Source organism: uncultured Winogradskyella sp., assembly GCF_963975125.1.
Lineage (GTDB): Bacteria > Bacteroidota > Bacteroidia > Flavobacteriales > Flavobacteriaceae > Winogradskyella.
Genome location: NZ_CAXBGB010000057.1, coordinates 1 through 20851, shown reverse-complemented (window position 1 = coordinate 20851; position 20851 = coordinate 1). Strand labels below are relative to the sequence as shown.

Annotated in this window: 19 protein-coding genes and 1 pseudogene; 11 read left to right on the top strand and 9 right to left on the bottom strand. The window is 31.9% G+C overall.

Annotation, left to right across the window (positions count from 1 at the left end):
• From AAC053_RS09535 to AAC053_RS09520, 4 genes and pseudogenes are all read right to left on the bottom strand, one after another.
• Nucleotides 1–211: pseudogene (locus AAC053_RS09535) on the bottom strand (DUF2807 domain-containing protein); the annotation flags it as partial.
• 161 nt (nucleotides 212–372) lie between these two features.
• Nucleotides 373–1470, bottom strand: a complete 1098-nt coding sequence (locus AAC053_RS09530) for a hypothetical protein (protein WP_339755678.1) — start codon at nucleotides 1468–1470, stop codon at nucleotides 373–375.
• On the bottom strand, nucleotides 1448–2011 hold the full coding sequence (locus AAC053_RS09525) for a hypothetical protein (RefSeq protein WP_339755676.1): 564 nt from the start codon (nucleotides 2009–2011) through the stop codon (nucleotides 1448–1450). The genes AAC053_RS09530 and AAC053_RS09525 overlap by 23 nt, the downstream gene beginning before the upstream one ends.
• An 11-nt stretch (nucleotides 2012–2022) precedes the next feature.
• Nucleotides 2023–2574 (bottom strand): RNA polymerase sigma factor, encoded by a 552-nt coding sequence (locus AAC053_RS09520; protein WP_339755674.1) that lies wholly within the window; start codon nucleotides 2572–2574, stop codon nucleotides 2023–2025.
• A 398-nt stretch (nucleotides 2575–2972) separates the two neighbouring features.
• Between AAC053_RS09520 and lon the strand changes: the two genes are divergently transcribed.
• From lon to cmk, 4 genes are all read left to right on the top strand, one after another.
• Nucleotides 2973–5426: an endopeptidase La gene (gene lon, locus AAC053_RS09515; protein WP_339755672.1), complete on the top strand. Its 2454-nt coding sequence runs from the start codon at nucleotides 2973–2975 to the stop codon at nucleotides 5424–5426.
• A complete protein-coding gene (locus AAC053_RS09510) occupies nucleotides 5410–6165 on the top strand; it encodes a LysM peptidoglycan-binding domain-containing protein (RefSeq protein WP_339755670.1) in 756 nt (251 codons plus the stop codon). Before lon ends, AAC053_RS09510 begins: the two co-directional genes overlap by 17 nt.
• Nucleotides 6166–6402: 237 nt before the next feature.
• Nucleotides 6403–7422, top strand: a complete 1020-nt coding sequence (gene porQ, locus AAC053_RS09505) for a type IX secretion system protein PorQ (protein ID WP_339755668.1) — start codon at nucleotides 6403–6405, stop codon at nucleotides 7420–7422.
• A 52-nt stretch (nucleotides 7423–7474) separates the two neighbouring features.
• A complete protein-coding gene (gene cmk / locus AAC053_RS09500; RefSeq protein WP_339755666.1) occupies nucleotides 7475–8164 on the top strand; it encodes a (d)CMP kinase in 690 nt (229 codons plus the stop codon).
• 93 nt (nucleotides 8165–8257) lie between these two features.
• Here cmk and AAC053_RS09495 read toward each other — a convergent pair whose 3' ends face one another.
• Nucleotides 8258–8635, bottom strand: a complete 378-nt coding sequence (locus tag AAC053_RS09495; protein ID WP_339755664.1) for a LysM peptidoglycan-binding domain-containing protein — start codon at nucleotides 8633–8635, stop codon at nucleotides 8258–8260.
• Between the two features lie 288 nt (nucleotides 8636–8923).
• Between AAC053_RS09495 and rpsA the strand changes: the two genes are divergently transcribed.
• The 5 genes from rpsA to AAC053_RS09470 all read left to right on the top strand — a co-directional run bounded on the left by rpsA (nucleotide 8924) and on the right by AAC053_RS09470 (nucleotide 13611).
• Nucleotides 8924–10759 carry a 30S ribosomal protein S1 gene (rpsA, locus tag AAC053_RS09490; RefSeq protein ID WP_339755663.1) on the top strand — a complete coding sequence of 612 codons (1836 nt, stop codon included), beginning with the start codon at nucleotides 8924–8926 and terminating at the stop codon, nucleotides 10757–10759.
• 125 nt (nucleotides 10760–10884) lie between these two features.
• Nucleotides 10885–11424, top strand: a complete 540-nt coding sequence (gene pyrR, locus AAC053_RS09485) for a bifunctional pyr operon transcriptional regulator/uracil phosphoribosyltransferase PyrR (RefSeq protein WP_339755661.1) — start codon at nucleotides 10885–10887, stop codon at nucleotides 11422–11424.
• 12 nt (nucleotides 11425–11436) lie between these two features.
• Nucleotides 11437–12366 (top strand): aspartate carbamoyltransferase catalytic subunit, encoded by a 930-nt coding sequence (locus AAC053_RS09480; protein WP_339755659.1) that lies wholly within the window; start codon nucleotides 11437–11439, stop codon nucleotides 12364–12366.
• Nucleotides 12367–12369: 3 nt separating this feature from the next.
• Nucleotides 12370–12702, top strand: a complete 333-nt coding sequence (locus AAC053_RS09475) for a ribonuclease Z (protein WP_339755657.1) — start codon at nucleotides 12370–12372, stop codon at nucleotides 12700–12702.
• Between the two features lie 3 nt (nucleotides 12703–12705).
• A complete protein-coding gene (locus AAC053_RS09470; protein WP_339755655.1) occupies nucleotides 12706–13611 on the top strand; it encodes a ribonuclease Z in 906 nt (301 codons plus the stop codon).
• Here AAC053_RS09470 and AAC053_RS09465 read toward each other — a convergent pair.
• The gene (locus AAC053_RS09465; protein ID WP_339755653.1) at nucleotides 13608–14021 is read right to left on the bottom strand and encodes a hypothetical protein; all 414 of its coding nucleotides are present in this window, start codon (nucleotides 14019–14021) and stop codon (nucleotides 13608–13610) included. The two genes, AAC053_RS09470 and AAC053_RS09465, sit on opposite strands and share 4 nt — an antisense overlap.
• A gap of 66 nt (nucleotides 14022–14087) precedes the next feature.
• Here AAC053_RS09465 and pdxH point away from each other — a divergent pair, with 66 nt between their 5' ends.
• Nucleotides 14088–14735, top strand: coding sequence for a pyridoxamine 5'-phosphate oxidase (pdxH, locus tag AAC053_RS09460; RefSeq protein WP_339755680.1), 648 nt, complete (start codon nucleotides 14088–14090; stop codon nucleotides 14733–14735).
• Between the two features lie 196 nt (nucleotides 14736–14931).
• Nucleotides 14932–15429, top strand: a complete 498-nt coding sequence (locus AAC053_RS09455) for a CAP domain-containing protein (RefSeq protein WP_339755651.1) — start codon at nucleotides 14932–14934, stop codon at nucleotides 15427–15429.
• Between the two features lie 1087 nt (nucleotides 15430–16516).
• Here the strand turns inward: AAC053_RS09455 and AAC053_RS09450 are convergent.
• The 3 genes from AAC053_RS09450 to AAC053_RS09440 form a co-directional block, all read right to left on the bottom strand.
• Nucleotides 16517–18421: an OmpA family protein gene (locus AAC053_RS09450; protein ID WP_339755650.1), complete on the bottom strand. Its 1905-nt coding sequence runs from the start codon at nucleotides 18419–18421 to the stop codon at nucleotides 16517–16519.
• A 13-nt stretch (nucleotides 18422–18434) separates the two neighbouring features.
• Nucleotides 18435–19370 carry a type IX secretion system membrane protein PorP/SprF gene (locus AAC053_RS09445; RefSeq protein WP_339755648.1) on the bottom strand — a complete coding sequence of 312 codons (936 nt, stop codon included), beginning with the start codon at nucleotides 19368–19370 and terminating at the stop codon, nucleotides 18435–18437.
• 9 nt (nucleotides 19371–19379) lie between these two features.
• Nucleotides 19380–20851 (bottom strand): gliding motility-associated C-terminal domain-containing protein (locus AAC053_RS09440; RefSeq protein WP_339755646.1); only part of this gene is annotated, 1472 nt, incomplete at its 5' end.

Genomic DNA, 20851 nt, shown 5'->3' with positions numbered 1-20851 from the left:
CTCCTTTGATAGAAATTTCACCTTCTGTTCCTTGAACTAATTTAAAGTCCATTGGACCTGCAGCTTTTAGGCCATCATAAGAACCTGTAGATCTTGTTTCGGTTGTAATGTCTCCATTACCTTTCATTTTTTTTCCGTTTCCCCATTGTGCACAAGAAAGCGTAGTGCTTAAAAGAAAGACTAATAATGCGATTGGTTTTAATAGTTTCATGATTAATTGGTTTTAATTGATTGTTATTTATTATTTGTTACGTCAGTTCGAGTGATTTTTGATAAAAAATTGTATCGAGAACTTATATTAAAGTTGAAATTCTTATTCTCGATACAAATTCTACTCATTTCAATCGTATAATTCACTCGAGCTGACGAATTTTATAGTTTTTTGAAAGTAATACTTCCGTATTCAGATTTTATCAATACTAAATTTTTAGAGTTTTTAGAACCATAATAACCACTGTATTGCTTTCCTGTATGACCGATTTCTTTATTTGTAAAATTAAAGCCATCAGATCCTCGTAATGACGCAAAATCTATATCGATATTAAAATTGAAATTATATGCAGCATCATAACCAATAGTGATTCCTGTAAATTCAGCATTTATATCAAGATTATTTGCTTTAGATGCTATTCGGTCAATTTTTATAGAACCGTAGTTTGCTCTCGTCTTTACATTTTTATAAACACTACCAAGACGTAAAGTTAAGTAGTCACTTTTACCATCAAGATTATTGATGTCATCAATTTTTAAAGACCCATAATCACAATTATAATTTACGTTTTCAGCAACTTCGATTATAGATTTAGTGTAGTCTGCTTTTAATTCTAAATTCTTTACTTTCGCTACTGTAAATTCACTGTAATCAGCAGTGATTTTCCCACTTTCTATGTATTCAAAATAACAGTTATTACTATAATCAAATTGTAATACATTAGTTTCACCCATAAGTTCTTTGGTGGTGATTTTTCCGTAATCAGAATGTATATATGCATTACCTTCAAGCTTGTCTAGGGTGATAGAACCGTAGTCATTAGATAGTTCTACGTTATTTGTGATAGGCATTTTTACAACATAGTTAATTTCCATTTTAACTTTGTTACTTGTTTTTTTATTCCACCAAGAGGTGCTCCAACTATTACCATTTATGACTGTTATTGCTGTAACTTTATGCGGAGCAGATTGAAATGCGACATCTAATTGTTCTAATTTTTTATTTACTTTATCTTCATTGTTGCCTTCAACTTTTATAGTAACTTCTATCTCAATTCGGTTTTCATTCCATGTTACTACATTTATATTTCCATAACGATTTGTGATATTAAATGTTGCATCAGCATTTACATTAAATGATTTTTTAATTATTTTCTCTTTGGAGTGTTTCGCTTTTATAGGATCGCAATTTGAAGCCATAATAAGTGTTGGCATCATTAATAAAAGGAAACATGCTTTATATAGTATTGTTGTTTTCATTTGTGTTGATTTTTAATTCTTTAATAATTTCTATTTGTTCTAAAACAGTAGTTAAAATGTCTATTCTATTCTGAAAGTTGGTAATCATTGCATAGATAACACGTTTATCATTTCCGCTTTCAGTTAAATCTGTTTTTAGATTTTGATAATTTGTTTCTAAAACTTGAATTTGCTCTAAAGCATCCGTAATAATCTGTTCAGTTAATGGTGAGCGCTCTTTATTCAGTTTCTTTAATTCATTTTCAATTGTTGCTGTAAAAAAGTCTTGTGTTTCAGATAATTCTGGTGATACGCTAGCTAAGTCTAAAGCTTCAGGTTCGTTTTGTAATGTCATAAAAACACTTAAAGAAATGACTACAGAAGCTGCAACTGCTAGAAATAGCTTCCAGTTAATACCAGATGATTTTTTAGAATCATTCACAACCACATTATTTGCTTTCAGCTTATCTAAAAAGCGAAGATCATGATCCTTGTTAGGTTCATTGACATCGAACTCACCTTTTAGGTTATCAAATAATTCGTCTATAGTATCTTTTTGCATAGCTTTTTGTTTTATGCTGTTTGCATTAACCTTTTCCTTAAACTTTCTTTTGCTCTAGAGATTAATGTTCTACAATTAGCATAAGAAATATCCATTATTTCACAGATTTCTTCATAATCATAACCTTCAATAAGATGTAATGACAGACCTAAACTGTAATTAGGTTTTAAGGTTTTCATTACGCTCATAATTTGTTTTACTTTTTCGTTGTTATGATTACTTTCTTCAATGCCATTGTCATCTTCAATTTTGTATAGCACTGTATTTAAAGGCACTTCATTTTGTTTAGACGTTTTGTTGTAATGTGCAATACTATTGTTCACTACAATTCGTTTTAACCATGAACCAAATACTTTGGTGTCTTGAAGCGTATTTAGCTTTGTAAAAGCGGTTAAAAATGACTCTTGCATAATGTCCTCAGCTTTAAAAGAATCTTTTATAATTCTAATTGCTGTGTTATACATTGCTTTGTTATATCTGTTATAAACTTCCAACTGTGCACGTTGGTTGCCAGATTTACAATGCAATAGTAACTGTTCTATATCTTGATTGGTTGATGTCAAAAAAACAATTGCTTTAGTTTAAAGATGAGCACTTTCATTAACTGTTACAGTTTAGGTAAAAAAAATTTAATTTTTTCTTGAATTGCTATTACTATATGGACGTCAGTTCAAGTGATTCCGAGCATCGCAATTGTATCGAGAACTAATTGAAAATAACTTCTCGATACTAATTTAACGGATTTTAATTCGCCAAATTCACTCGAAGTGACGATTTCATTAGAAAATTTATAAAAGGTTTATGTCAATCAAAGGTAATGGCATAACAATTGAAATTACACTAGTGTGAATAACTTTGAATATCTTATAACTAACTGATATTCAATATAAAGTTAATTATTAATACATTTAAACAAATGCTATTCTGAAAATGCAAATGACAGAATGGCTCAAAAACATATATGGGAAAATCTAATTTTATAAACCTTGACAGTTTGTCATTTCAGGATTTTGATGAAAATTCAGAATTAATTCCGTTAATGACTCCTGAAGATGAAGAGTTAATAAATAAAGAATCATTACCAGAATCTTTACCAATTTTACCTCTAAGAAATACAGTATTGTTTCCTGGCGTGGTTATTCCGATTACTGCAGGACGTGATTCATCTATTAAGCTAATTAATGATGCTAATAAAGGAGGTAAAGTTATTGGAGTAGTTTCTCAAATAGACGAATCTATTGAAAATCCTAGCGAAAAGGATATTTATAAAACAGGAACAGTTGCTCGTATTCTAAAGGTATTAAAAATGCCAGATGGCAATACTACAGTTGTTATTCAGGGTAAAAAACGTTTTGCAATAAATGAGATTATTTCTGAGAAGCCATACTTAACAGCTACTATTTCAGATATTGCTGAAGCGAAACCTGCAGCAGATAATGAAGAATTTAAAGCAATTATTGAATCTATTAAAGACTTGTCTCTTGAGATTATAAAGGAAAGTCCAAATATTCCTTCTGAAGCATCATTTGCGATTAAGAACATAGAAAGTAATTCGTTCTTAGTCAATTTTGTGTCTTCTAATATGAATCTTAAAGTTGAAGAAAAGCAAGAGTTATTAAAGATTAATGATCTAAAAGAACGTGCGCTTCAAACTTTAAAGTACATGAATATGGAATATCAGAAGCTAGAGCTTAAAAACGATATTCAGAGTAAGGTTCAAAGTGATATGAACCAACAGCAACGTGAGTATTTCTTACATCAACAAATGAAAACTATCCAAGAAGAATTGGGTGGTGGAGTATCTTCTGGTGAAGAGATTGAGGAAATGAAAACACGTGCTAAAGTCAAGAAATGGGATAAAACTGTTAAGGAGCATTTTGAGAAAGAGTTGTCTAAAATGCAACGTATGAATCCACAAGTTGCGGAGTATTCTATTCAACGCAATTATTTAGACTTGTTTTTAGATTTGCCTTGGAATGAATTTAGTAAAGATAAATTCGATTTAAAAAGAGCCGTGAAAATCTTAGATCGCGATCATTTTGGATTAGAGGATGTTAAGAAAAGAATCATTGAATATCTAGCTGTATTAAAGCTTCGTAATGACATGAAGTCGCCAATACTTTGTTTATATGGACCTCCAGGTGTTGGTAAAACCTCTTTAGGTAAGTCAATAGCAGAAGCTTTAGGAAGAGAGTATGTTAGAATTTCTTTAGGTGGTTTGCGTGACGAAGCAGAAATACGTGGTCATAGAAAAACCTATATTGGTGCAATGCCAGGACGAATTATTCAGAGTTTAAAGAAAGCAGGAACTTCAAATCCTGTGTTTGTGTTAGATGAGATAGATAAGCTGTCAGCAGGGAATCAAGGTGATCCATCTTCTGCTATGTTAGAAGTTCTCGATCCTGAACAAAACAATGAGTTTTACGACAATTTCCTTGAGATGGGTTACGACCTGTCAAAGGTGATGTTTATCGCTACGTCTAATAGTTTAAATACTATTCAGCCTGCATTGAGAGATCGAATGGAAATTATCAATGTAACTGGCTATACTATTGAAGAGAAAGTTGAAATAGCCAAACGTCATTTATTGCCAAAGCAATTAAAGGAGCATGGTTTAGATAGTAAAGCTCTTAAAATTGGTAAGCCACAACTAGAAAAAATAGTTGAAGGCTATACTAGAGAGTCTGGTGTTAGAGGATTAGAAAAGCAAATTGCAAAAATGGTACGTTATGCCGCCAAAAATATAGCAATGGAAGAAAAATATAACATCAAAATATCTAATGAAGATGTTATAGAGATTTTAGGCGGCCCAAGGTTAGAACGTGATAAATACGAAAACAACAATGTGGCTGGTGTTGTCACAGGTTTGGCATGGACTAGAGTAGGAGGCGACATTCTTTTTATAGAATCTATATTATCTAGAGGAAAAGGAAACCTAACTATAACTGGTAATTTAGGAAAAGTAATGAAGGAGTCTGCTACCATTGCAATGGAATATATTAAAGCAAATGCAGATGAATTTGGTCTTAATCCCGAAGTTTTTGATAAATACAATGTACACATTCACGTACCAGAAGGTGCAACACCTAAAGACGGACCAAGTGCTGGTGTAACTATGTTAACAAGTTTAGTCTCTTTATTTACGCAACGTAAAGTAAAAAAGAGTTTAGCCATGACAGGGGAAATTACGTTGCGAGGAAAAGTATTACCAGTTGGCGGTATAAAAGAAAAAATATTAGCAGCAAAACGCGCCCGAATTAAAGAAATCTTGTTGTGCCAAGATAATAAGAGAGATATAGAAGAAATTAAACCCGAATACCTCAAAGGACTTACTTTTCATTATGTTACAGATATGAGCGATGTTTTAAAGCTCGCGTTAACAAATCAAAAAGTAAAAAATGCAAAAAAACTATAAATTAATTGTATCCATAATTACCCTCATAATAACAAGCTTTGGTGCTTTTGCACAGTCTGAGGTTAAATATAAAGATGTTGTTTTAGATGGTAAGCCTGCAAAGCTGAATGTTGCTACTGGTGAAATCACCTTAGTGAATTTAGTATGGAAAAAGAAGGTAGATACGTCTAAAATTGTAACGGAGTCAACATCTAAAAAAGGAGATGCTGAAACGACTTCAGATTTTCATGTTGTAAAAGAAGGAGAAACTTTATTCCAAATAGCAAACCTTTATAATACGTCTTTAACAGCATTGAAGAAGTTAAATAGTTTAGAAACAACTTTGATAGACAAAGGGCAAAAGCTACGTGTTAAAAATTTAGACACAGTTACAAGTACTAAAACAGATACTACAAAGACCACGACTTATACTAATTATAAAACAAATAATTCTAACTTTCATATTGTAAAACGTGGCGAAACTTTATTTAGCTTGGCTAAGCGTTATAATTTAACCGTACCAGAATTAAAGAATAAGAACGATTTAAGTAAAAACTTAATTACTGTTGGACAAAAACTTAGAGTTTCTAGTAATCACACTACTAAAGAATATGATCATCTTGCAGTTTGGACGGTTTCAAGAGGTGATACGTTGTATAGTATCTCTAAAGAAACAGGAACTACCGTAGATAAGATTAAAAGCCTAAATGGACTAACTAGTAACCTAATTAAAGTTGGGCAAAAACTTCAGTTAAAATAGAAAATAACGACTTTCAAAAAATAAAATAATAATATCATCGTTTTAAGATAGATTTAGTGATATAATTTTTCCTTTAAAATTATTATGAAAGAAAATGTGGATTTTTTTCTTTAGACGAAATATAGAAATAAAGCATAGCATTTGTTATGGGTTATTTTTTTATTGAAACAAAAATGGAAAAAAGGGCATTTTATTATAGTAATTTTAAAGGAAAAATTATATAATATTGCAAAATCTATGATTAAGAGGATTACCAGCTTATGTTTTTTAGTGTTGGCACTGCCATTGTTTGCGCAATTGGGTGGTGAATCTACCTATCAGTTTTTAAATTTAGTATCCTCTCCAAGACAAGCTGCTTTGGGCGGAAAAATCATAACCAATTTCGATCATGATGTTACTGAAGGACTTTACAACCCGGCTTCAATCAATTATAAAATGGGTAATCAGCTGGCAGTCAATTACTCTAATTATTTAGGAGGCATAAGTTACGGAACAGCTGCTTATGCATATACTTGGGATAGACATGTGCAAACGTTTCTTGTTGGCATCACTTATATAAATTACGGCACGTTTGATGGTTATGACGTTAATGGTAATTCTACAGGAACCTTTAATGGTAACGAGGCTGCATTATCTGCAGGTTACAATTATAATATTCCTTTTACTGATTTTTATGTTGGTGCAAGTGCGAAGCTTATTACATCGTCATTAGAACAATATAATTCTATTGGTGGCGCATTAGATTTTGGAGCAATGTACATTAATGAAGATTTAGATTTTCATGCTGCATTGAGCGTAAGAAATATAGGGACACAGTTTACAACTTATGCTGGGCAAAATGAACCTTTGCCGTTTGAAGTTAATTTTGGGATGTCACAAACCTTAGAAAATGTGCCTTTACGATGGCATCTTACGTTAGATAACTTACAAAAATGGCCAATTGGTGTGTCTAATCCTGCAAGAGCTATAACGGATTTAGATGGCAATCAAACTCAAGAGAAAGTTGGGTTTTTTAATAAAGGCTTAAGACATCTTATTCTAGGTGCAGAATTGTTTCCAGAAGGAGGATTTAATCTAAGATTAGGTTATAACTTTAGACGAGCAGAAGAATTAAGAATTGTAGATCAAAGAAATTTCTCTGGTCTATCTGTTGGCGTAGGTATTAAATTGAATAAGATGCGTTTTAGTTATACACACGCTAGATATACAAGTGCTTCTAACACTAGTTTTTTTGGACTTCAAATAGATTTAAATTAAAAAAACCCCTAATTTTAATGGGAAATTGTTACTGAAATAAATTCAGCATAAAATGAAGAGTATTGTCATTGCTATAGATGGGTTTTCATCCACAGGAAAAAGTACAGTTGCTAAACAATTAGCAAAACGGCTTAATTATATTTATGTAGATACTGGTGCTATGTATAGAACGGTAGCATATTTTGCCTTAGAAAGTGGTTTTATAGGAAAAGATTTTTTTAATCCTGAAAAACTCATAAATAGATTAGACGATATCAATATTACATTTAAGTTTAATAAAAAACTTGGCTTTGCAGAAGTGTATTTGAATAATAAGAATATTGAATCCGACATTAGAACTCTAAGAGTTTCTCAGTTTGTGAGTCCTGTAGCAACATTATCTGAAGTAAGGCGAAAACTAGTTGAACAACAACAGTTAATGGGAAAAGATAAAGGTATTGTTATGGATGGTAGAGATATTGGTACCGTTGTTTTTCCAGAGGCAGAATTAAAAATCTTTATGACCGCATCTGCAGAAACTAGAGCTACACGCAGATATAAAGAATTATTAGAAAGCGGTCATAATCTTAGTTACGAAGATGTTTTAGAAAATGTAACAACTAGAGATCGTATTGACTCAACAAGAGAAGACTCACCTTTAGTAAAGGCTGAAGATGCTATAGAAATTGATAATTCTGAGTTGGGTATTGAGGAGCAGTTGCATACTTTGATTGGGTTGGCTAATCAAATAATTTCAAAATAAAAAGCGATAAAAATATTAAATCTTATCGCTTTTAAAAATTTGGAAGTCTTTTTTTTTTTTGGAAGTCTTCCAAATATAATAAATATTCTCTAATTAAAGATTAGGAATAATTAATTCTTGATCTGGATGAATCATATCCGGATTTTTAAGAATATCAGAGTTAGCAGCAAAGATATCTTTGTACTTCATTGCATCACCATAATAGTGTTTAGCGATTTTTCCTAAAGTCTCACCAGAAGCTACAGTATGTCTAGCATATACAGTTTCATCAGCTACTTTAATGTTTGCCATAATATCAGTCGGATTATCTCCACCTGTTTCTTTAATCTTATCCCAAAGTAAGTTCTTTTCGTATTGGGTAGCTGCAGTTCCTTCTACTTTTAATACTCCATTCTCTTCGGTAACGTTTCCATTCTGAATGTTTAAAGACTCTCCCAAGTCTAATACATTTTGGTATTTAGCTCTAACCATAATTGTAAGTTGTTTTAAATTGTTAATAGTATTGTAAATATACCAATTTATGTGCCAAAATATATGGCGCGTGTATCATTTTGATATACTATATATGAGACACAAGAAATAAAATAATGTCACATTATTTATATGTTAGGATTTAAGAAAAAAATAGAGTATTTTTGCGCTCCTTTTTAGCGATGTTAAGAAAGTATAAAAGGGTTAAACAAAATTTAACTAATAACTTCTGTAGATTTTTCGCGAATCTTTCAAAATATACAGAATACAAATTTTTATTCAGCACACATGTCTGAAAAAGCAACAAAACAAGCTGAGGTTGAAGCAACTGAAGCAGTAACAGTAGAAGCTCCTGTAGTCTCTGAAGCTCAAGCAAATCCAGAAAAATTCTTAAAAGAGTTCGATTGGCACAATTACGAAGAAGGAATTGAGCAAGTTGAAGACACTAAATTAGAAGAATTCGAAAAATTAGTATCAGAAAATTTCGTTGACACTTTAGATGACGAAGTTGTAGATGGAACAGTAATTACAATCACAGATCGTGATGCTATAATTGACATTAACGCTAAGTCTGAAGGTGTAATTTCTCTAAATGAGTTCCGTTACAACCCAGATCTTAAAGTTGGTGACAAAGTAGAAGTATTAATTGATGTGCGTGAAGATGCAACAGGTCAATTAGTATTATCTCACAGAAAAGCAAGAGTAATCAAAGCTTGGGATCGTGTAAACAGTGCGCATGATACTGGCGAGATTGTAAACGGTTTTGTAAAATGCAGAACTAAAGGAGGTATGATCGTTGACGTATTTGGTATAGAAGCTTTCTTACCAGGTTCTCAAATCGATGTGAAGCCTATTAGAGATTACGATCAGTATGTAAATAAAACTATGGAATTTAAAGTTGTGAAAATCAACCACGAATTCAAAAACATAGTAGTATCTCATAAAGCGCTTATTGAAGCTGATATTGAAGAACAAAAGAAAGAAATCATTGGTCAACTAGAAAAAGGACAAGTATTAGAGGGTATTGTAAAAAATATTACTTCTTATGGTGTGTTTATAGATTTAGGTGGTGTAGATGGTTTAGTTCATATTACAGATTTATCTTGGTCTCGTATTAACCATCCAAATGAGATTGTTGAGTTAGATCAAAAATTAAATGTTGTAATCCTAGATTTTGATGAAAACAAATCAAGAATCCAATTAGGTCTTAAGCAATTATCTAAGCATCCTTGGGAAGCTTTAGGTGAAGGCGTTAAAATTGGTGATAAAGTAAAAGGAAAAGTTGTTGTAATCGCTGATTACGGTGCATTTATTGAAGTTGAAGAAGGTGTAGAAGGATTAGTTCACGTTAGTGAAATGTCTTGGTCAACACATTTACGTTCAGCTCAAGATTTTGTAACTGTAGGTGACGAGATTGATGCTGTAATCTTAACTTTAGATAGAGAAGATCGTAAAATGTCTCTTGGTATTAAGCAATTAACACCAGATCCATGGACAGATATTACAACGAAGTATCCTGTAGGTTCTAAGCATACAGGTATTGTACGTAACTTTACAAACTTTGGTGTTTTTGTTGAATTAGAAGAAGGTATCGACGGATTAATTTATATCTCTGATTTATCATGGACTAAGAAAATAAAGCATCCATCTGAGTTCTGTAACGTAGGAGATAACTTAGACGTAGTTGTATTAGAGTTAGACGTAGAAGGGCGTAAATTATCTTTAGGTCATAAACAAACTACAGAAAACCCTTGGGATAAGTACGAAACTGAGTTTGCTTTAGAAACTCTTCACAAAGCAGCAATTACTGAAATGGTAGATAAAGGAGCGACTATAGATTTTAACGAAGATATCGTTGCATTTATTCCAGCACGTCATTTAGAGAAAGAAGATGGTTCTAAACTTAAGAAAGGTGAAGAAGCAGAATTTAAGATCATTGAGTTTAATAAAGAATTCAAACGTGTTGTAGCATCTCATACCGCAGTATTTAGAGCTGAAGAAGCTAAAATCGTTAAGCAAGCTGTTAGAAAGCAAGAAGCTCAAGCAGCAGAAGCTAAACCAACTCTTGGTGATGCAAATGAAGCTTTACAAGCACTTAAAGATAAATTAGACGGGAAGAAATAATTTTCTCTAATTTTAGATATTCAAAAGCCTTCTGATATTCAGGAGGCTTTTTTTATGATGGTTGTTATATTTGAAACTCAAATAATTTAACTTAACTTTGCCAACCAGCAACGTTTGGATAAAATATGAGTCAAAAAGTATTACTTAACTCTAAAGAAGTCAATATCACACTTCACAGATTGGCTTGCCAACTTATTGAAAACCATGATGATTTTTCTGAAACTGTACTTATTGGTATGCAGCCAAGAGGTAAGTTTTTAGCTAACCGTTTGGCTGAAATACTCACAACAGAATACAAGATTAAGAATATTCAACTTGGGCACTTAGATATTACGTTTTTTAGAGATGATTTTAGAAGAGGAGATAAACCCTTAGAAGCCAATACCACAGAAATAGATTTTATAGTCGAAAATAAAAACGTAGTTTTTGTTGATGATGTACTTTATACAGGTCGTAGTATAAGATCAGCCTTAACAGCAATCCAATCCTTCGGAAGACCAAATAATATAGAATTGCTAACTTTAATAGATCGTCGTTTTAGTCGTCATTTACCTATACAACCAAATTATAAAGGAAGGCAGGTAGATGCGATAGATAATCAAAAAGTAAAGGTAAATTGGGTAGAAAACGAAGGCGAAGATTCAGTGTATTTAATTGATAAATAGAATACTAAAATTATGAGTGAATTAAGTGTCAATCACTTATTAGGCATCAAATATCTTACAAAGCAAGATATAGAACTTATTTTTGAAACTGCAGATCAGTTTAAAGAGGTTATTAATAGACCGATAAAAAAAGTACCTTCACTTAGAGATATTACTATTGCTAATTTATTTTTTGAAAACTCAACACGCACGAAGTTGTCTTTCGAATTGGCAGAGAAAAGACTTTCAGCAGACGTTATAAATTTTTCGGCATCCCAATCTTCAGTAAAAAAAGGGGAAACACTTATTGATACCGTAAATAACATTTTATCTATGAAAGTAGATATGGTCGTTATGCGTCATCCCAACCCTGGAGCTGGTGTGTTTCTGTCTAAGCATGTTAATGCAACTATTATTAATGCAGGTGATGGAGCACATGAGCATCCTACACAAGCCTTATTAGATTCATATTCTATAAGAGAGAAACTTGGAAGTGTAAAAGGTAAGAATGTTGTTATCGTTGGTGATGTTTTGCATAGTAGAGTAGCATTATCAAATATTTATGCATTACAATTGCAAGGAGCAAATGTTATGGTTTGTGGACCAAAGACCTTATTGCCAAAATATATTAAAGACTTAGGCGTTAAAGTTGAAACTAACTTAAAAAAAGCTTTAGAGTGGTGTGATGTTGCTAATATGCTCAGAGTGCAGAATGAACGTATGGATATCAGTTATTTCCCTTCAACTAGAGAATACACGCAACAATATGGAATTAACAAAGAACTTCTAAATAGTTTACATAAGGAGATTGTAATAATGCATCCAGGCCCAATAAATCGTGGTGTAGAAATTACAAGTGATGTTGCAGATTCTAAACAGGCGATTATATTAAATCAAGTTGAAAATGGAGTAGCTGTTAGAATGGCAGTAATTTATCTTTTAGCCTCTAAAATAAAACAATAGATTATGATTGTAGATAGAGATGGTAATATTACAATTCTTACACAAGAAAAGGCTTCAGTAAAAACCTTAGTCAATAATATTGAGACAGATTACCATAAGTATAAAAACTATCATTTAATAGTAAATCTTACTAGTATTAATAAAATTTGTTTAGAAGATATTATTGAGTTTTTACGCATAAGCAATAATCATCGTAGAGAAAAAAAATCTTTTGTTGTAGTTACTTCTAGTGCAAATTTAGATGTAATACCAGACGAAATAGTCGTTGTGCCTACAATGCAAGAAGCTCACGATATCATTGAAATGGAAGACATTGAACGCGATTTAGAGTTTTAATATATGAAACTCACTATTCTTGGTTGTCACAGCGCAACGCCACGTACCAATACCAATCCGACCGCTCAAGTTTTAGAGATTAAAAACCACATGTTTTTAATTGACTGTGGTGAAGGTACTCAAGTAGAATTGAGACGTAATAAAGTAAAGTTTTCAAGGATTAAGCATATTTTTATTTCACATCTTCATGGAGACCATTACTTTGGTTTAGTTGGTCTTATCAGTACATTTAGATTGCTTACTAGAGAAACCGAGCTTCATATCTATGCACCAAAAGGTTTAAAGGAAGTTATTACACTTCAAATGAAATTGTCCGATAGTTGGACCAACTATCCTTTGATTTTTCATGAATTGACTTCAAAAAAATCAGAATTAATTTATAATGATGATAAGGTTGAGGTACATACCATTCCTTTAAAACATCGTATTTACACAAATGGTTTTCTATTCAAAGAAAAAGAAAACGAACGAAAACTAGATATGAATGCCGTTTTAAACGCAGATATTAACATCGCTTATTATAGAAAGTTAAAGCAAGGAGCAGATGTAGAGAATGAAGCCGGAGTTTTAATAAAAAATGAAACGGTTACAAAAGATCCAATACCTATACAAAGCTATGCCTTTTGTAGTGATACGGTTTACAATGAATCTGTTATCCCAATTATTAAAGAGGTAACTGTTTTATATCACGAATCTACTTTTTTAGACAAAAATGAGTCACTTTGTGAACGAACAAAGCATAGTACAGCTAGGCAAGCAGCTACAATTGCAAAAAAAGCCAATGTAGAAACATTAATACTAGGTCATTATTCAACAAGATATGGCAGCTATGATGGATTTGAGACAGAAGCTAAAACTGTTTTTCAAAATGTGCTTTTAGCTAAAGATGGAAAATCATTTGAATTTTAATTCAATTCATCTAATTGAAGTACCCAATTAACTGCTTCACTTAAACTTAAAGCTCTTTTTAATGGGATTGAAGCCATTTGCTTTTCAATATTTGCATTTAAAAAAGTAGAATCTCTGTAACTCACTATCGAAGCCGCAATTAAAAGACTATCATCTTTATCAAAATAAGCCCATATTACTGGGTCAATGGAATAGGTATTAACGCGGTTAGAGATATAAGCTAAGGTTTTATGCTGCCCATAATGAGTCCTTAAAGAGCTTAAAAGATGATTTAACGTGTTAGAATTAAAGTGTTTACCTTCATTAACTTCCATGATAAAGAAATTATCACATAAATAACAAGACCCATAATCTAAAATCATTTTTTTGTAAAGTAATGATTTTGATAACGGGGAATCTTCGAAGCGCATTTTTATTTTTTTTAAAAGTAGTCTTTTTTTTACCGAAATAAAAAATTGAAGTATCTTAGTCCTACGATGGAAAAAGACCTAAGCAATTACAGAAAATCTTACGAAAAGGGTGAATTGTTGCTAGAAAATGTACCAGAAAACCCTATTGAATTATTCAGAAATTGGTTTATTGAAGTAGATACACATTTTAATGTAGATGAAACTAATGCAATGACAGTTTCTACTATTGGTTTAGATGGTTACCCAAAGAATAGAGTAGTGCTACTTAAAAAATACACGTATGAAGGTTTTATATTCTTCACTAATTATAATAGTGAAAAAGGAAAAGCTATAACAGAAAATCCAAATGTGTGTTTATCTTTTTTTTGGCATTCTGCTGAACGACAAATAATTATTAAAGGTAAAGCAGAAAAGATTTCAGAAAACCTTAGTGATGGTTATTTTGAATCGCGTCCTCGTGGAAGTCAGCTTGGAGCAATTGTTTCTAATCAAAGTGATGTAGTTACTAATAGAAACGTACTTGAAAAGAATCTAAGTATTTTAGAAGCCCAATACGAGGGTAAAAATATTGAACGCCCAAAATATTGGGGAGGATTTATAGTAAAACCTGTTGAACTAGAATTCTGGCAAGGCAGACCAAACCGACTTCACGATAGAATCCGCTATCAACTTCAATCCGATTATAATTGGAAGATAGAACGATTGGCACCATAATCTAATTGAGTTATATCGACAAAACGCATTAATTTATAGTTAAAAAGCAATTTTTTATAACTAAAAAATGCATTTCATCGATGATTTACAATAATATTCGACGAACAACATGCGTTTCATCGATTTTAACATTTAGTTAACAAATTACAATAAGAAGGCTGTTATTTTAGTAATCCCAAACCTAAATAACCTACTTATGAAAGTTACTAAACTTTTGCCTTTTATGGCTATCGTTGCACTATTAGGCTTAACCTCTTGCTCTACAGATAGTGCCGCTGAGGATAAGATTAACTCTATAGAAGTACCAGTCGCACCTCAAGCAAAACTCATTGAAATTGAGATTATGGAGCTAATTAATGCTCATAGAATCACTGTAGGTTTAAATCCATTAGAAGATCATAGTACAGTTAAAGCTGTTGCTTATACACATACAGATTATATGATTGAAGCAGCTAATGTATCTCACGATAACTTTTTTCAAAGAAAACAAAGCTTACAAACAAATGCAGATGCTAACATAGTTACAGAAAACGTAGCTTACGGTTTTAGTTCTGCGGAATCTGTTGTTAATGCTTGGATAAATAGCCCAAGCCACAGAGATAATATCGAAGGAGATTATACAGATTTTGATGTATCTGCCGAACAAAACAATGAAGGTAAGTGGTATTTTACCAATATCTTCATTAAGCGTTAGACCACAATAATTGATTAATAGCCACTAAAGCCATAATGATTTGTGGCTTTTTTTTTTGGGATGACGTAATTTACACTAAAATTTGTTTTTTTAACAGTTTGGATTTTCCGAAAGGGAAATAAGGCGCAATAAACTTTATAGGTTTTAAATTTGTTGTGCTTTCGTTATTAGATATGTAAAATAAAAAATCTTTAATAATATTCAATTACTCATTTTTAGTAAGTTTGTTATCTAAGATATTTTCAAACTTCTCCATTTCAGTTTTAATTGTTAGGATATGAACTAAGATTACCCATATACATGGCATGTCTTAATGCTAGCAAATTTTCAAATATTATAAACTTGTCCGATTGTTTATCCTTTAACCAGTCATGATTTAGACTAACTTTTGGATTTTTAAATTTAATATCATCAGACTCATTACTATCTTGCCCAAAAGTTTTTACTATTTAAAAAGAATCAGCGACTTTTAATGTGCCAAACTCTAGCTGTACAAAACCACTTTGTAGTCGCCTTATGTTTGAGATAAGATATAATTCGTTGTGTAATTTAGCATTTTCGATTTCAACATTTCGTTATTAATGAGCTGTAATTTTCCGGTTGAAATAATTTCTGTGTTAACTGGTTTTTGAGGCAATAATTGGCTTTTAGCTGTGTATAGAGTCTAGCCAGAAAACCTATTATATAGAGAGTACCCATTGTAGCTTTTAAGTTGTAGTTTGTCTATCTCATCCCTAAAACTAAACTTGCTCTTTAATAATTTAAGAATCAATGTGTTTAACCTTTTTGTATCTTGACTTAACTCATATTAAGGTTTTTGTAAAATATCCTTTTGATCTTTTAGTATTTTATGCTATTAATCAATGTAACGGAAATAACTATTCTTATAACTAAGAGTGAAATTTCTCTGATAGCTTAAAGTAAGTTTTTACTGAGCATATTTTTAGAGTGTAATCTTTGGCGGATTTTATAAAGAATTTAATTATTTGGCTAGTAGTTGGTAATAATGACGCCTAACTAGGATAAAGAGAACATAAAAAAGCAAGCCCATGAGAGCTTGCTTTTACTTCAGTAATTAAGAGTTAAATTAATCGTTTACTATGTAGAAGTATGAGCGTCTGTTGAGTTGATGCTCTTCTTCAGTACATTTTATACGGTTAGCACATTTATTTAATAGTTGTGATTCTCCGTAACCAATAGCACTTTGTATTCTATCTGCAGCAATACCTCTAGAAATTATGTAATCTCTTGTAGATTTTGCACGTCTATCAGATAGCTTCTTGTTATATCTAGTACCACCACGACTATCTGTATGAGATTCTATTTTAATAACCATTTTAGGATGCTTACGTAATACATCTACAATGTTCTCTATTTCATATTCAGCATCTGTTCTAATATTCCATTTATCAAAATCAAAGAAAATAGGATTTATGACAATCTGATTATCTATAATTAACGGTATTAAATCTAAATCGGCATTAATAACTTTGTCATTTTCATTAGTTGTTGCTATAGTCTTTTTGTCTTCTTTATAATCAAGTTTATCACCTACAATAGTATATGTTTTATTACAATTTACTAAAAAGTAAAAATTGCTTTTATCTTTTGTGTTTTTCTCTTCAACGACTTTTCCTGTTTCATCAATTAATCTCACAGTAACTCCTGTTAAAAAAACACCTGTTTTACGATCTCTTATAACTCCTGTAATTTCCTGTTTACATTGCTGAGAATTAAAACCGTAAATATCATCTCCACCTTTACCATTTGGTCGGTTAGAAGAAAAATACCCTTTACTCGTCTCAGAATTTATAAAGAATGCAAAATCATCATAACCACTATTATATGGTGCTCCTATATTTACAGGTTCAGATCTATTTCCCTTTAAATTGGAAGATTTAAAAATATCGAGTAAGCCTAAGTTTAAATATCCATCGGATGAAAAATATAAGGTACTGTCTTTACTAACAAAAGGAAACATTTCTCGGCCTTCTGTATTAATCGTTTCACCTAAGTTTTCTGGTTCTCCATAAGTTCCATCCTTTTTTATAGCAACTGAATAAATATCGGTTTGTCCAATACCACCTTCGCGATCAGACACAAAGTATAAGGTCTTATTATCTGGACTTAAAGTTGGATGTCCTGTAGAGAATATTTTATCATTAAAAGGTAATTCTATAATGTCAGTCCATTGATCATTGTTTAAAGTTGCTTTATACATCTTTAAGTGAGTAGTGCCTTTATTATCATAGATAATTCTGTTGCGTTTATTAACGTTATCTCTAGTAAAATAAAGCGTTTTACCATCATTAGTTATGGCAACTGAAGCCTCATGATATTCAGTATTTATAGTACTCGAAGGGATTTCAGTTACTGAACTATAATTACGAATATTATCCTCTTCTGTAACTGAAACCTGAAATATATCTAAAAAAGGTTCTTTATTCCAGCTATAAACTTTTTTATTATCTCCTCTTGCCGAAGCAAAGTATAAGGTGTTATTATGAATATAAGATCCAAAATCTGAATTTTCAGAATTAAAGGGTAAATTTTCAATGTTAACAATTATATCATTTTTTGACGTAAACTTATTGTAAATATCTACTTCATCGGGATTATAACCTTTAAGTCTGCTATCTCCTAGTTGAGCAGCACTCAATTCCTTAAACCACTTATCGGCTTCTGTGTAATTCCCAATACTTCTTAATGATTGAATGTATTTATATAAATATTCTGCATCAATAGTTTTAGATTTCTTTAGAGCTTCACCATACCAATAGGCTGCTTTTTCTGAGTTAGAATTGTTATAGTAAGCATCTCCTAATCGTGTTAATACATGAACACTATTTTTACCTTTTTCAACTGCTTTTTCGTATAATTCTATGGCTTTAACGTAGCCAAAATTATCAAAAAATTTATCAGCCAATTTCGTTTGAGTAAAAGATAATGAACTGCTTAAAATAAGAATGATTGCTAATAATTTTGTCTTCATAATGTGTTTCATTTTAGAAGTATCTTGGCGATTTAATTCGTTTACTTTTAAAGACTTCAAACATCAGTAATATTTCATGAGTACCGCTTGTATATGCTCTTATATCTGAAATAGGATATTCGTACGCATAACCAATTCTCATTTGTTTTGATATCTGAAAATCTGCAATACCGCCAATAGCCGCAGCATTTTCATTTATTCTATATCCAGCTCCTATCCAAAACGTTTCATAAAACAAAAAGTTTGCCGAAATATCAAAAGAAAGAGGTGCTCCATTTGTAGCTTTTAATAATACAGAAGGTTTTAACTTAGTAGTTTCGCTTAAATCGAAAACATAGCCACCAGTAATATAATAACTAATACGCTCTAGAGCAACATAGTCTATGGATCCGTTGCCACCGTTGTTATAATCCGTGTTTAATATTCTTGGAGCTGAAAGACCTAAATACCAGCGTTGAGAATGCCAATAAAAACCTGCGCCTATGTTTGGACTCCAACGGTTAGAAACATCGTTAAAAAATGGGTCATTAACAACAGATGGGTCATTAAGTAATTCTTCATCTAAATTGTAGTGTGTAAAACCTGCTTTAAGACCAAATGCCAATTTAGAATTTACACCAGTTTGAATAGTGTATGAAAAGTCACCATAAATATATGAGAAATTTTCATAGCCTAATTTATCGTTAATAAACGAAAGACCTATACCTATCTTTTCATTTCTTAAAGGAGTATGAATTGATAATGTTTGTGTTTCTGGTCCACCTTCTAGTCCAACCCATTGACTTCTTTGTAAGCCAACAGCACTGAATGTTTCTCTACTACCTGCGTAAGCTGGATTTATAGAGATGGTGTTAAACATGTATTGTGTAAATTGAGGCAACTGCTGTGCAAAGGCTGAAGACACACTCAATAAAAGGATGACAACACTTAAAAATTTAGATAGTTTCATCGGTTAAGTTTATTTAGTTGCTACGTAGATAGGACCAGCAAATGGTTCTATACCACTATTTCTTAAATTAATTATATAGTAGTAAGTTCCCGTTGGGACTTTTCCAGAATTTCCTACCGAAGATCCATGCGCATCTCCATTCCAATTGTTTTGATAGTTGTTTGATTTGTATATCTCAGCTCCCCAACGATTAAATATCTGTAACTCAATAACAAAATTACAGTCATCTATACCACTAATAGTAAAGAACTCGTTATAATTATCTCCATTGGCTGTTACGGTTTTAGAGATTACAACATCATCTTTACCACAAGCCAATACAACACAATCGTCATCTATAGTTACGTTTACTTCTACTTCAGTAGGGCATGAGCCTTCTGTAATTGCATACATAAAAGTGTAAACACCAACTTCAACAGATCCGGGATCAAATAAACTTTCGTCTAAGGTTGCGTTACCAGAAACAACGCTCCAAGTTCCATTCATATTAAAATCTCCAGATAATAAATCGAATAAGTCAAATTCAGTATCAAGGACACAACGATTAGCATCAAAGGCGTTTATAGCATTACTGATTTCTACAGTTATGTCTTGTACAAACTGAGCTTCGTTACCACAATCATCAGTAAGTGACCATGTTCTAATAATACTATAGTCTTCAGAATCATTAGTTTGTGTTGATATTTCGTTAAATACTACACCTATGTTATCTGAACATGAATCTTCAAACACTAAATCTGGTACTTCTGGTATATTGTCACAAGCAACAGTTATATTTTCATCAAAAGAAGTCACTAATGTTGGTGCAGTAGTATCTTGAACAGTAATAATCTGTGAGTGAACAGTTTCATTTCCACAACTATCTATTGCTGACCAGGTGCGTTCAATAATGTAATCACCCATACATGCTCCATTTGTTATGTTTTCTTCAAATGTTACGTCAACAGTACTACAATTGTCATTTGCTGTTAATGTTTCTGCCTCTGGAACAGCATCACATTCGGCATCAGAATCTGAAGGTAATGTCTCATTAAACGTTGGTGCAGTTGTATCTTGAACTGTAATTGTTTGGATTAAGCTAGTGGTATTATCACAAGCATCAGTTAAAGACCAAGTACGCGTAATAACAGCTTGGTTAGCACAACTTCCGTTAGCAACGCTATCAGAATAAGTAGCTTCTAAACCAGTATCACAATTATCAGATTCATTGGAAACATCACCAGTAATAATTAAGTCAGTCACATCAACATCACATTCAATGGTTAAATCCGCAGGAACAGTAAATGTTGGATCAGTATTATCTTCTACAGTTATAGTTTGATCAGCAGATGTGGTGTTACCACAATCATCAGTAGCTGTCCAAGTTCTTACAATAGTTTTAGTATTCCCACAAGCCGCAGTTTCCACATCAGATTGAGTAATCGTTACACTACCACAAGTATCGCTACCAGTCGCTATACCAGTATTGGCACTGGATTCAT